This window comes from Paenibacillus sp. J22R3 (assembly GCF_056269305.1).
This window is the reverse complement of record NZ_JBWDNS010000005.1, coordinates 181,994-195,184: the sequence shown is the minus strand read 5'-3', so window position 1 is coordinate 195,184 and position 13,191 is coordinate 181,994. Positions and strand designations below refer to the sequence as shown.

Here is a 13,191-nt window from a genome sequence, read left to right as displayed (position 1 = left end):
ATAATGGATGACATGGGTATGAGAAGCAGATGGGAAGTGGTGCGTGTTGCATACGCGGCTTTATATGGTTAGACATGCGGAATCCTCCTATTCGCTCAGGGAAGATCGTACGAGGGGCTTGTCCGCACGAGGCCAAGAGGATGTTCACCGAGTAACGGCGCTTCTGCGAGACCTACCTATCGATGCAGTCGTTTCCAGTCCGTATGCCAGAGCATCACTAACCGTGCAGGGTATCGCCGAGCAGCGCGGCTTGCCGATTGTTTCGTTTGAAGAGCTGCGAGAACGGCAGCTTCATGGCATCGACTATCCACTATCAGAGGGCGAGTTTCAGGCGGCGATTAAGCGATCCTTCGCAGATCATGACGCGGTGCTTCCCGGCGGGGAATCCTTCAGGCAGGCGCAGCAACGGGCGGTGCCGGTTATTAAAAAGCTGCTTCGTGATTATCAAGGTCGATCCATTGCTGTCGGTACGCATGGCAATGTGATGAGTATGATTTTACATGCGTTTGATGCTCGTTATGGTTGGGAGTTCTGGAAGAGTACCTCGATGCCGGACGTGTACCGACTGGAGTTTCGACTGGATGAGCTGATTGGAGTGGAGCGTTTATGGAGCTGACTTACAGAGAAATGTTAATAGCCGACTACGATGAATCTCACGCATTGTGGCTGAAGACAGAAGGAATGGTGCTGAGCGAAGCCGATTCCTGCGAAGAAATCGAAGGCTACTTAGCGCGTAATCAGGGCTGCAGCTTCGTCTGTGAGGATAGCGGCGGGCAATTGGTTGGTACAATATTAGGTGGGCATGATGGCAGGCGCGGCTTTATCTATCATGTGGCCGTGTCGCGGGATCAACGTGGTAAGGGAATTGGCGGGCAGCTGGTGAAGCGGAGTCTGGACAAGCTGCGTGAAGCCGGTATTCAGAAATGTCATCTGTTCGTCCAGGAGAACAACGAGATTGGCAATCGCTTCTGGGCGCGATCGGGCTGGACTAGACGATCGGGTATTGCGTTGTTTTCGATGGATACTTAGGGGCGGCATTGGCGAGTGTAGTTTGAAGCAAGGCCAATATAAATCACACTAAACATTGGGAGGCACAACAATATGAATCAAACAAGCATTCAGCACATGGTTATTTTTAATTTGAAGCACGAGCAAGGATCGGCTGCGGCGGAGCAGTTCTTGAAGGATGGGGAGCGTCTCTTGAACTCGATTCCGGTTGTGCAGGAGTTCAGCGTGTTTAAGCAAGTCAGCGTCAAGAACGACTACGACTATGGCTTCTCCATGGTGTTCAGCAGCCAGGAGGATTACGAGACGTATAACGCGCATCCGGTCCATGTTGATTTTGTAGAGAACAGATGGATTCCGGAGGTTGACCGATTCCTGGAGATTGATTTTAAGAAACTATAGGTTATAGCCGCATTGGGAGGAAGGGGATACTGGAATGACAAGGAGACAGGCTGTTGGCGCCATCCTATCATTGGTTTTCCCGGGCCTTGTATATGTCATCCTGTATGCTATTGTTGCGTTGAAAAATAGGGCTGAACAGGACTTTGCCTACCATGACAGCTATTTTCTGGTGATGCATGTGGGATGGGGCGGCTATCTGGCTTGTGCGGTGCTTGCGATGCTTCTGTTTACGATCGTTGTCTGGGGATATTGGTTCGTGAGGAAGCTGTTCAAGTAGCAATGCGAGGCAGCATTCGAGGCAGCATTCGAGGCAGAGCGGAGTACGAGATTGTACATCGGTTTTCGAACCAGATACAAGGCTGTGGGAGCGGTGGTGCTATTGACTCGTATAATCAAACAAGCTGAACCGCATGAGCTTGGCATCGTGCATCGTACGATACGGGAATCTTTTATGGAGTATGAAGGAAAGCTGTTACCGCAATCAGGTGCGCTAAGGGAGACGGAAGAGAGCATTCGCCGTGAAATCGAGGCAGGCGGCGGCGCGGTAATCGTCTGGGAAGGTGCTGAACCGATTGGGACGGCGGTCTACTCGTTCAAGGATACATACATGTACATCGGCAGAGTTTCCGTGAAGCCGGCTTGGCGCGGCAAAGGCATTGGGCGCGAGATCATGTCGTACTTGGAGGCTTTTGCAGGCGAACGCGGCTACTCGGAAACCGAAGTTGGTGTTAGGCTTTCGATTCCGGGGAACGTAAACTTCTACGCGGGATTGCAGTATGAGGTGAGGGAGCATCTCTTCTACTCAGAGGGCACGGACAGCTGGTATGTGATGAGGAAGTTGCTTGGTTAGTATGTTGATAAAGGGGTTGCCACGTCATCCGGGTTTCGCGGATGGAGGGCAACCCCTTTGATTTGTATAAGAGAGGTAACAGGTACCTTTCTTAAGCTAAAAATGTTGTTTTCGCTGTGTGAGCGGTATGGTGGACCGCTCTTTGAGCAGAAATGCTCATTTCTGACCAACGTGCGGTAATGGGTACCGTTCAGGCTGATGGACTTGAGCAGCTATTAGCTTATTTATTGAGCTCATCGGGGGATGTGTGGTTCTGGGTGCTACACATGGGCTAGATTCGTTGGATTTGAGTGGAAGTGTGGTTCTGGGTGTTACACATGGGCTAGATTCGTTGGATTTGAGTGGATGTGTGCTTCTGGGTGTTACACATGGGCTAGATTCGTCGGATTTGAGTGGATGTGTGGTTCTGGGTGCTACACATATTTAGTTGCTCGAATTCGATAGGATCCGCTCGAACTCCGCGGTGAGGAGCGGTACGACCTCGAACAAGTCGCCGACGATGCCGTAATCGGCTACGCCGAAGATGGGGGCGTCGGGGTCTTTGTTGATCGCAACGATGACGCGGGATTGGCTCATGCCGGCGAGATGCTGAATGGCACCGCTTATTCCGCAGGCGATGTAGAGCTTTGGCGTGACCGTTTTGCCGGTCTGGCCGATCTGCAGCGCGTAATCACAGTAGCCGGCATCGCAGGCACCGCGCGAGGCGCCGACTGCGCCGCCGAGCACCTGTGCCAGCGCTTCGAGAGGCGCGAAGCCGTCCGCGCTGCGCACACCTCTGCCGCCGGCGATGATGATATCCGCCTCGGCAAGATCGACCCGTCCGCTGGCTTTGCGAACGACGTCGCGGACAATGGTCCATAAAGGTGGCGCGGTGTAAGGCAGCGCCGCTATTGTGCCCTCGCTGCCGGCGTCGACCGGCTCCGCGACGGGCAGGTTGTTCGGACGCACCGTGATGACGCACGGTGCGCCTCGCTCGATTCGCCGCTGCTCGAACGCCTTGCCGGCGTAGAGCGGACGAGTGAAGATCGCGTCTGCGACATCGCCGTCCTCCGGCACGGTGACGGCAGTCACATCCGCGATGTGGCCGCCTTGCACGGCGGCGGCCACGCGGGGCGCGAGCTCGCGCCCCGCCGCGGTGTGGCCGAGCAGAATGATGCTCGGCTGCACCGCAGCAACGGCTGCGCCGATGGCGGCGGCGAACGCCTCGGGCGCAAAGCCCGCCAGGGCGGGGTCGTCAACGACATGGACGACCTCTGCCCCCCGGGCGGCAAGCTCGGCGGCAGCTGCAGCGAGCGCCGCCGAGCTTGCCGCCGAACCGCCGCCGGCCAAGACGGCATGCACGCTGCCGCCGTCTCCGGCCAGCAGCCTGGCGGCGCCAAGCGCTTCAAGCGCCACGCGCCGCAGCTTGCCCTCCGCGCACTCGGCATACACGAGTGCCGTTCGTTTCAATTGATCGCTCATCGCTCGTATACCTCCACAGAATAAATAGTGGTGCTCAGAACAGCTTCGCTTCACGCTGCAGCAAATCAGCTAGAGAGGCTGCTTGCTCGCCAGGCGTGCCGGCGAGCTTGCGACCTGCGGCGCGCACCGGCGGCGCGAGCAGCGCGACCCGCTCCGTCCGCGGCGCCAGGTCATCGGCGGTGAGTCCGAGCTCCGCTGCGGTCACTTGCCGAAGCGGCTTGCGCTTCGCTTTCATGATGCCCGGCAGCGAAGGGTAGCGCGGCTCGTTCAGCCCTTGTTGCGCTGTAATGAGCGCGGGGAGGGGGATTTCCACCGTTTCCAAGCCCCACTCAGTATCCCTTTCTACTACTGCAGTCAGTCCACCACCGCCACCGCCGCCGTCCCGCACCTCGATCTTCAGCGCCGCAGACGCATGCGGCAGACCCAGCAGCTCCGCGGCCTGCAGGGCGATGCTTCCCGCTCCGCGGTCAACGGCAAACAGCCCGGCCAGCAGCAGGTCTGGCTGCAGCGACTTCACGGCTGCGGCTAGTGCCGCCGCAATGGCGCGGTCGTTTCCTTGCAGCCCCTCTTCGCTCACATGCACCGCTTCATCGGCGCCCATCGCAAGGCCGGTGCGAAGCGCTTCAATGGTGCGCTCCGGTCCGCAGCTGACGACAGTGACGCTGCCGCCATGGGTTTCGCGCAGCCGAAGCGCTTCCTCCAGCGCGTATTCGTCATACGGATTAATGATGTATTTCACGCTATGCTCGGATACAGCCCCGCCAACGAGCTCGATTTTTTCCTCCGTATCAAAGGTTTGCTTTATCAAAACCACTACTTGCATCGGTACCAAACACCTCCCGATCGTTCGTATCAGTCATACGGCCGCGCCGTGTCCGAATACGTTAAACTAAGCCATCTATACATGCTTCGCCCAGTGTTACCTTATGAACTTGGCCCTTAAAATAGACCGCAGCGGGCGCCTTCAATGGAGCCCTTTCCGCATGTTACCGCTTAAGAGGACATATACTGAATCACTCCGCGATTCCAGAAAAGGAGGGATCCTTGTGGGGTTTTTAAGTACGCATCTGCTTGCGGCGTTGTTGCGATGGCTGCTTTTTGCAGGGATGACGGGAACGGCGCTCTGGTGCTTCTACACCGTTGTGATGCGGCGGATCGGCTACATTAGGATGGGCCGCAGCGGCGGTCCCAATCGGCCGTCCACTACCTCCCACGATACGTCCGATCCCGAAAATGATAACCGCGAGGAGATGCTGCATACCTCTTCCTTCGCGGCGAACGCAGCGCTCGCATCGGCGGCAACGGGAAACGAAAGTACGCGCAGAGGCTGGGATTGGGTGCTTCAGGTGTTCGGCCATCGGAAGCTGCTGAAGGATATTCGCAGCGGACTTATGCATGTCGTCATCTTCTACGGGTTTATCATGCTGCAATTCGGTGCGATCGATATTATCTGGAAAGGAATTAGCGGGAAACCGCTGCCGCTGCCGGCTTATGATGCTTTTGTCCAGTCTCAGGAAATAACCGTGCTGCTCGTCCTTCTGGCTATTCTGTACGGCGGTTTTCGACGTTACGTGGAGCGGATTAGACGTCTCAAGAGGGGCTGGAAACCTTCCCTCGTGCTTTGGTTTATTGGCGGACTGATGGTTACGGTTCTCCTCACGCAATCGTTTGACAGACTGCATGCGGCGGGGCAACTGCAGCTCCAAGCGAATTCCCTTTACACGAGCCATGCTCCCGTTTCCTCCACCATAGCGGAAGCGCTGCGAGATATCGGCATGACGGCTGCTGTGGGAAGGGTTTTCTATGAGCTGTTCTGGTGGCTGCACTATGCGGTGCTCCTGGCATTTCTGGTGTATGTGCCGCAGTCGAAGCATTTTCACATCATGACAGCGCCAATTAATCTGTGGCTTCACCGCAAAACGCCCCCAGGCAAACTGGTGCCGCTCGATCTGGAGGATGAGGAAGCGGAGTCCTTCGGCGTCGGCACGGTGGAGCAATTCACGTCCAAACAGCTGCTGGATCTCTACGCATGCGTCGAATGCGGGCGCTGTACCAACGTTTGTCCCGCTTCAAACACCGGCAAGCTGCTGTCACCGATGCATCTCATCGTGAAGCTGCGTGACCACTTGACCGAGAAAGGGGCGGCGATTACTTCCAAGTCCCCTTGGGTACCTTCATTCGGCGGGCAAGTGAATAAGCTGCAAACGAGTGCGCATGTGATGACAAGCGCAACGCCGATATGGGTGCAGCGCAGCAGCAACGTCCACCATTCGGCGGCAACGATGACTACGATCGAGCCCACGATGACCGTGCAGCAGCAAGCATGGAACGTGCACGAGGACACAACGGTTTCGGAAGTGGCGCTGATCGGCGAGGTGATGACGGAGTCGGAGCTGTGGGCCTGCACCACGTGTCGCAGCTGCGAGGAACAGTGCCCCGTAGGCAATGAGCACGTGGACAAAATCATCGACATGCGGCGCTACCTCGTCCTCATGGAAGGCCGCATTCCGGCAGAAGGCCAGCGCGCGATGAACAATATCGAGCGGCAGGGCAATCCGTGGGGGCTTCCGCGCGGCGAACGCTCAGCATGGCTGAAGGCATACGACGCAGAAGCAGCTGTTCTAAGCGGTGGAGGTGCCGGCGGGAATGGCAGTCAAACGGCAAAGCCCGTACGCACGATGCAGGAAGCCGTTCGGCAGGGCGAGCAGCCGGAGCTGTTGCTGTGGGCCGGCACGATGGGGGCTTATGATCAGCGAAGCCGTAAGGTGCTTTTTGCTTTCGTCCGTCTGTTGCAGGAGGCTGGTATCCCGTTCGCCGTGCTAGGCGGCGAAGAGAAAAATTCCGGGGATACTGCGCGGCGGATGGGCAACGAGCTGCTGTTCCAGACGCTTTGCCGCGATAATGTCGAGACGCTGCAGCGATATGGCATTCGGCGGATCGTGACGATTTGCCCGCATACCTTTAACTCTCTGAAAAATGAGTATACCGACTTTGGCCTAAGCACTTCGGTCGTCGTCGAGCATCATACTACGATGCTTGCCCGGCTTGTTGCACAAGGTAAGCTGCGGCCTCTACATCAAGTGAAGGAACGGATTGTGTATCACGATTCTTGTTATTTGGGTCGGTATAACGGCATCTACGATGCGCCGCGTCAGGTGCTCAGCGCGATACCCGGCGTCAACCTGGTGGAGATGGAGCGAAGCCGGCAGAACGGGATGTGCTGCGGAGCCGGCGGAGGCCTGATGTGGATGGAAGAACGCACCGGTCTGCGGGTTAACGAGGCCAGAACCTCACAGGCACTGGAAACCTCGCCAACGGTCATCGGTTCGGCTTGCCCGTATTGTCTCACGATGATGGAGGATGGCATCAAGCAGCTTGGCGTGGAGGAGAAGGTACGAGCAAGGGATGTCGCGGAACTGCTCGCCGAGAGTGTTTTCGGCAAATCGCAAGCAAGCACTGTTACTTAAAAGGGGGGAGCTATGTGGGAGTACGAGCTTCACGGTCGACACCAATTCGCCGCGCGGCTGTAATTGGGTCGGGGGTTATGGGAGCCGGCATCGCCGCTCATCTTGCCAATGCTGGCATTAGCGTGCTGCTGCTCGACGTGCCGCCTGCCGCGTTGACCGAACAGGAAAGCCGTGCCGGATTGACGCTGGAGGATCGAAGTGTCCGCAATAGGCTGGCGGCGGCAAGCATTGCAAAGCTGGCGGGCCAGCAGCCGCCTGCTCTGTATGATTTGGCATTCGCACAGCGGATTACGGCAGGCAATCTGGAGGATGATCTCGCCAAGCTGGCCGGCGTGGAGTGGATTGTTGAAGCTGTAGTGGAGCGGCTCGACGTGAAACGCAATGTGTTTGCCCGAGTGGAAAAGGTGCTGAAGCCGGGGACGCTCATTACGACGAACACCTCCGGGCTGTCGGTTGCCGCGATGTCGGAGGGGCGGAGCGAAGCGTTTCGGAATTATTTTGCAGCAGCACATTTCTTCAATCCACCTCGGCATATGAAGTTGGTTGAGCTTGTGGCGGGACCGGATACGGATGCTGTTGTGATGAGTCGGCTGACCCGCATCTGCGAACTACAGCTTGGCAAAGGTGTCGTGATCGCGAAGGACACGCCGAACTTCATCGCCAATCGGATCGGAACGTATGGCATGCTGACTACGATTGCGGCCATGAAGCAATTCGGCCTGAGCGTCGATGAGGTGGATGCCCTGACAGGTCCTGCTATGGGGAGGCCGAAGACGGCGACGTTCCGCATGCTTGATTTGGTCGGACTCGATACGCTGCTCCATGTTGTCGATAATGTGCGGGAGCGCAGTGAGGATGCGATTGATCAAGAAGCGTTCACGAGGCCTGCGGAGCTTGAAGCGCTGGTTGCGCGCGGATGGATTGGGGAGAAGGCGGGAGCCGGATTCTATCGCAAAATCAAACGGCCCGGCGGAGGCAGCGATATTGAAACCTTGCAGCTGGATACGATGACGTACGCCCCGAAGAAGAGCGTGAATTCGCCGATTATTGAAGCGTCGAAGTCGGCCAAAGGCGCAGCCGGTAAGGTGAAAGCGCTGCTCTTCACGGATACGAATGACCGCTACGCGCAGTTTGCTTGGCAGTCGATCAAGACGGTGCTGCTCTATGCGGCAAGGCAGATCGGCGTTGTGGCGGATACGGTTCATGATGTGGATCGCGCGCTCGTTTGGGGATTCAACTGGGAACTTGGACCTTTTGAGTTGTGGGATGCCATTGGGCTCGAACGGTCGGTACAGCGGATGCGCGCCGAGGGCGATGATATTCCGACGTGGCTCTCCGAGTGGCTGGCTTCGGGGAACACGAGCTTTTACAAGGAAGAGGGACAGCGAAGGTTCTATGTGAATCGCGAGGAATATCGGCTGCAGCCGGAAGAAACGGATGTTATTTCGCTGGCCGGCCTTAAACGGGCGGGCAAAGTGATCATGGGCAATTCCGGCGCATCGCTGCTCGATCTGGGCGATGAAGTCGCTTGCTTGGCGTTCCACTCGCCGAACAATGCGATTGGCGGAGATATTCTGACGGCGATTCGCCAGAGCGCAGACGAGGTCAGCCGCAATTGGCGCGGACTTGTCGTCGCGAATGAGGGTCGTCACTTCTGTGTCGGTGCTAACCTGATGATGCTGCTGATGGAAGCGCAGAACGGTGACTTCGACGAGGTGGACGATATCATCCGCTTATTCCAGGACAGCATGCTGCTGCTCAAACGGCTTGATCGTCCTGTCGTTGCTGCGCCTCATCGGATGACGCTTGGCGGGGGCGTGGAAGCCTGCTTGCCGGCAGATGAAATCATCTACTCCGCAGAGACGTATTATGGTCTCGTCGAGACCGGCGTAGGGCTTATTCCTGCCGGAGGCGGCTGTAAGGAAGCGGCGGCTATGGCGGCTTCGCGCGCCGGAGCGGGAGGCGATCTGCAGCCGCATGTGAATGCGCTGTTCGAGACGATCGCGATGGCGAAGACATCCGGCAGCGGCTATGACGTGCAGCGCATCGGCCTGATGCGGCCGCAGGATCGCGTCATTATCCGCGGCGAGAGTCGCGTGGCCGAGGCGAAGCGGCGCGTGCTTGAGCTTGATCAAGCGGGCTACACGCCGCAGCCTGCGGGAGGCCGCATCCGCGTAGCGGGGCGCGAAGGCCGTGCCGTGCTGCAGCTGGCCGTCGACGCGATGCGCCTTGGCGGGCAAGTGAGCGAGCATGACGTGCGCATCGGCCGCAAGCTCGCGCATGTGCTCGCCGGAGGCGATGCCGCGCCTGGCGCGGAAGTGAGCGAGCAGTATTTGCTCGATTTGGAACGCGAAGCGTTCCTCAGCTTGTGCGGCGAGCCGCTGACGCAGGCGAGGATGCGGCATATGCTTGCAACGGGTAAGCCGCTGCGGAATTAGCGAGCGATTAGCAAAAAGCATGAAGCGATAAGCTCAAGGAGGTGACCGCCAATGTTGAAAGCAAACCATCCGCTCGACGCTGTCATTGTGTCGGCGGTACGGACGGCTGTAGGCAAAGCGAAGAAAGGCAGTCTGGCGGATACGAGAGCCGAGGATCTGGGGCGTGCGGTGCTCCGTGCTGCGGTTGATCGCGTGCCCGGACTGACGTACGGCGATGTGCAGGATGTTATTATCGGGTGCGCCATGCCCGAGGGCGAGCAGGGGCTGAACTTCGCCCGCATTATGACGTTGTATGCGGGCTATCCGGTCACGACGCCGGCTGTTACCGTGAATCGCTTCTGCGCCTCCGGCTTGCAGGCGATTGCTTACGCGGCGGAGCGAATTCGTCTCGGCGAGGCAGAGGTCGTGCTCGCCGGAGGGGTTGAAAGCATGAGCCATGTCCCGATGACCGGCTTCAAGCTTTCGCCGCATCCCGGCATTGCCGATGCGATGCCGGAGGTGTACATGGGCATGGGCCATACCGCCGAGGAGGTGGCCCGGCGCTATGGCGTTAGCCGCGAGGCGCAGGATGCTTTCGCTGCGGAGAGCCACCGCAAGGCGGCGAGGGCGCAAGTGGAAGGCCGGTTCAGTGACGAGATCGTCCCCCTTCAAGTGCAGCGGGAAGGGGTAGACGATAACGGCCGGCCATGGGCGCGCAGCTTGCTCTTTGATCGAGATGAAGGGGTCAGGGCAGATACGACCCCAGAGGTGCTGGCGAAGCTGAAGCCTTCCTTCGCGCGCGAAGGGACGGTCACGGCGGGCAATACCTCGCAGATGAGTGACGGTGCCGCGGCCGTTATCGTGATGAGCCGCGCGCGCGCCGAGAAACTGGGGATTACGAAGCCGCTTGCCGTCTTCCGCGCCTACAGTGTAGCGGGCGTCGCTCCTGAGGTGATGGGGATCGGCCCGATTGAAGCCATTCCGAAGGTGCTGGACCGCGCCGGTATTACGAAAGAGCAGGTGGATGTGTTCGAGCTGAATGAGGCGTTTGCCGCGCAGTGCTTGCCTATTATTGAGCAGCTCGGCCTGGATCCGGAACGCGTCAATGTAAACGGCGGCGCCATCGCGCTTGGTCACCCGCTTGGCTGTACGGGAACGAAGCTGACCGTCTCGCTCATCCACGAGCTGCGGCGCCGCGGCGGCGGAATCGGTGTCGTCTCGATGTGCATCGGCGGCGGCATGGGTGCAGCAGGCGTGCTCGAGGTGTCACCTTAAAGATTTCAACTTTCACACACCACACACATCACACACACCACACACACACACACACCACACATCACACACATCACACACACCACACACACCACACCATACTAACCAAACTCACCAACACGCACTAAAATCCGCCATGCTCTTCCCAGCTGCCTAACTAACCGAGTCTTTCTTTAGAAATGTTGCTGAAAATACAACATTTCCGCTGAATTACCGCCGGGTATGATCGAATGTTGCATGGAATGCAACATTTGATCCGCCAAGAGGCCTATCTAGCTGAAAACGGGCAAAAATGTTGCATAAACAGCAACATTTCCCTCGTTTTCTCACCGGGAGACGAGAAATGCTGCAGTATTTGCAAAATTTCCTCCCTCTTCCTTCTCTCCCTCTCCCCGCGCGAAATCGCACCACGAATTCGAGCACAATGCGCCGCTAAGGCGCACGTTGCTTGATCTCAAGTCGATCGCAGCAAGCAGGCTGCGTCTTGATCGCAAGCAGATAGAAAGGAGTGAACGTCAGATGGCGCAAAACAATCGATGGGGCGGCCGGTTTGTCGTGGAGGATATGTCGCCGAGCGCAATCGTCACCCCGGAGGATTTTACCGATGAGCAGCGGATGATTGCTGATGCGGCGCGCGCTTTTCTGGTGGGCGAAATTCGCCCCCGCGATGCCCAAATCGAGGCGCTCGACTATAAGCTGACGGTGGAGCTGATGCAGAAGGCGGGCGAGCTCGGCTTGCTCGGCGCTGACGTACCCGAGGCATACGGCGGACTCGGGCTCGACAAGGTGAGCTCGACGCTTCTCGCCGAAACGCTCGCCGAAGCTTCGTCCTTCGCGCTCTCCGTCGGGGCACATGTCGGCATCGGCACATTGCCGATTGTCTTCTTCGGCTCGCAGGCGCAGAAGGAAAAGTATCTGCCTGACCTGGCCATAGGCAAGAAAATTGCCGCTTACTGCCTGACAGAGCCTGCTTCAGGTTCCGACGCGCTTGGTGCGCGCACAACGGCGAGGCTGACGCCGGATGGGAAGCACTACATTCTAAACGGATCGAAATTATATATTACGAACTCCGGTTTTGCGGATTTATTCATCGTATACGCGAAGGTGAACGGGGACCACTTCACCGCCTTTATCGTGGAGCGCGGCTTGCCTGGCTTCAGCATTGGACCGGAGGAGCACAAGATGGGCATTAAAGGCTCCTCGACCTGCCCAATCTTCTTCGACGATACGCCGGTTCCGGCCGGAAATGTGCTCGGCGAGGTCGGCAAAGGACATATCATCGCCTTTAACATCCTGAACATCGGTCGCTTCAAGCTGGCGGCAGCCTGCGTCGGAGGGGCGAAGGAAACGATCGGGCTTGCCGTCAAATACGCGAATACGCGCAAACAGTTCGGCCGGGCAATTGCGTCGTTCCCTCTGATTGGCGCGAAGCTGGCGGATATGAACATTGCCACCTATGTGCTGGAGAGCATGGTCTACCGGACAGCAGGCTGGATCGACGAAATGCTCAAGGAGAGCGAAGCCGCAGGCTCAGATAATAGTGCAGACGCCGGGGCGATTGCGGCAAAAGCCATTTCCGAGTATGCGCTGGAATGCTCCATTAACAAGGTTTTTGCAACGGAAGTGCTCGATTATGTGGCGGACGAAGGCGTCCAAATCCACGGGGGCTACGGCTATATCAAGGATTACAAGGTAGAGCGAATCTACCGCGATTCTCGAATCAACCGTATTTTCGAAGGTACGAACGAGATCAATCGGATGCTCATCCCCGGCACCTTGATGAAGAAAGCGCTCAAGGGCGAGCTGCCTCTCCTTCGTAAAGCGCGCGCTTTGCAGGCGGAGCTGCTGCAGCCCATGCCGCTTCCACCATTCGATGAGCCGCTTAGCAAGGAAACGTTCCGCATTCAGCAGGGGAAGAAAATCTTCCTCGCGGTCGGCGGCATGGCGGTACAGAAGTACGGACTTGCACTGGAGCAGCAGCAAGAGGTGTTATGCCTGTTGGCTGACATGATGATTCAAGTGTTCGCCATGGAAAGCGCCAATCTGCGTACACGCAAAATGCTGCTTCGCGGCGACAGCGCATCAGCTGCAGCCACGCAAAATGCAATCGACATGACCGTCGTCTTCGTTCAAGAGGCGATGGAGCGGATCGAGCGGTACGCCAAAACAACGCTCGCCGCGCTGGAAGAAGGGGATGCGCTCCAAACCCAGCTGGCCGTCATGAAGAAGCTCACTCGCTCCCCGCTTGTCGATACAATCTCGCTTAAACGCGGCATAGCCGCGCGCGTCATCCGCAGCCAGCAATACACGTTGTAGG

The 13,191-nt window shown here is 57.9% G+C and carries 11 protein-coding genes; 9 read left to right on the top strand and 2 right to left on the bottom strand.

The window, feature by feature from the left end:
* Nucleotides 1–64: 64 nt before the first annotated feature.
* The 5 genes from AC0YN4_RS22100 to AC0YN4_RS22080 all read left to right on the top strand — a co-directional run bounded on the left by AC0YN4_RS22100 (nucleotide 65) and on the right by AC0YN4_RS22080 (nucleotide 2,257).
* Nucleotides 65–616 carry a histidine phosphatase family protein gene (locus AC0YN4_RS22100; protein WP_475836803.1) on the top strand — a complete coding sequence of 184 codons (552 nt, stop codon included), beginning with the start codon at nucleotides 65–67 and terminating at the stop codon, nucleotides 614–616.
* Nucleotides 607–1,029, top strand: coding sequence for a GNAT family N-acetyltransferase (locus tag AC0YN4_RS22095; RefSeq protein ID WP_475836802.1), 423 nt, complete (start codon nucleotides 607–609; stop codon nucleotides 1,027–1,029). Before AC0YN4_RS22100 ends, AC0YN4_RS22095 begins: the two co-directional genes overlap by 10 nt.
* 72 nt (nucleotides 1,030–1,101) lie before the next feature.
* Nucleotides 1,102–1,407: a Dabb family protein gene (locus AC0YN4_RS22090; protein WP_475836801.1), complete on the top strand. Its 306-nt coding sequence runs from the start codon at nucleotides 1,102–1,104 to the stop codon at nucleotides 1,405–1,407.
* Nucleotides 1,408–1,441: 34 nt separating this feature from the next.
* Nucleotides 1,442–1,684, top strand: a complete 243-nt coding sequence (locus AC0YN4_RS22085; protein ID WP_475836800.1) for a hypothetical protein — start codon at nucleotides 1,442–1,444, stop codon at nucleotides 1,682–1,684.
* A 102-nt stretch (nucleotides 1,685–1,786) separates the two neighbouring features.
* Complete coding sequence (locus AC0YN4_RS22080) at nucleotides 1,787–2,257, top strand: GNAT family N-acetyltransferase (protein ID WP_475782634.1); 471 nt, start codon at nucleotides 1,787–1,789, stop codon at nucleotides 2,255–2,257.
* A gap of 423 nt (nucleotides 2,258–2,680) precedes the next feature.
* Here AC0YN4_RS22080 and AC0YN4_RS22075 read toward each other — a convergent pair whose 3' ends face one another.
* Nucleotides 2,681–3,706: an electron transfer flavoprotein subunit alpha/FixB family protein gene (locus AC0YN4_RS22075; protein WP_475836934.1), complete on the bottom strand. Its 1,026-nt coding sequence runs from the start codon at nucleotides 3,704–3,706 to the stop codon at nucleotides 2,681–2,683.
* Nucleotides 3,707–3,752: 46 nt separating this feature from the next.
* Entirely contained in the window at nucleotides 3,753–4,541 is a 789-nt protein-coding gene (locus tag AC0YN4_RS22070) for an electron transfer flavoprotein subunit beta/FixA family protein (protein ID WP_475836799.1), read from the bottom strand.
* A gap of 283 nt (nucleotides 4,542–4,824) precedes the next feature.
* Between AC0YN4_RS22070 and AC0YN4_RS22065 the strand changes: the two genes are divergently transcribed.
* From AC0YN4_RS22065 to AC0YN4_RS22050, 4 genes are all read left to right on the top strand, one after another.
* Entirely contained in the window at nucleotides 4,825–7,185 is a 2,361-nt protein-coding gene (locus AC0YN4_RS22065) for a (Fe-S)-binding protein (RefSeq protein WP_475836933.1), read from the top strand.
* 14 nt (nucleotides 7,186–7,199) lie between these two features.
* Nucleotides 7,200–9,623, top strand: a complete 2,424-nt coding sequence (locus tag AC0YN4_RS22060) for a 3-hydroxyacyl-CoA dehydrogenase/enoyl-CoA hydratase family protein (protein ID WP_475836798.1) — start codon at nucleotides 7,200–7,202, stop codon at nucleotides 9,621–9,623.
* Nucleotides 9,624–9,674: 51 nt separating this feature from the next.
* The gene (locus AC0YN4_RS22055; RefSeq protein ID WP_475782631.1) at nucleotides 9,675–10,877 is read left to right on the top strand and encodes an acetyl-CoA C-acyltransferase; all 1,203 of its coding nucleotides are present in this window, start codon (nucleotides 9,675–9,677) and stop codon (nucleotides 10,875–10,877) included.
* A gap of 516 nt (nucleotides 10,878–11,393) precedes the next feature.
* On the top strand, nucleotides 11,394–13,190 hold the full coding sequence (locus AC0YN4_RS22050) for an acyl-CoA dehydrogenase family protein (protein WP_475782630.1): 1,797 nt from the start codon (nucleotides 11,394–11,396) through the stop codon (nucleotides 13,188–13,190).
* Nucleotide 13,191: the final 1 nt, after the last annotated feature.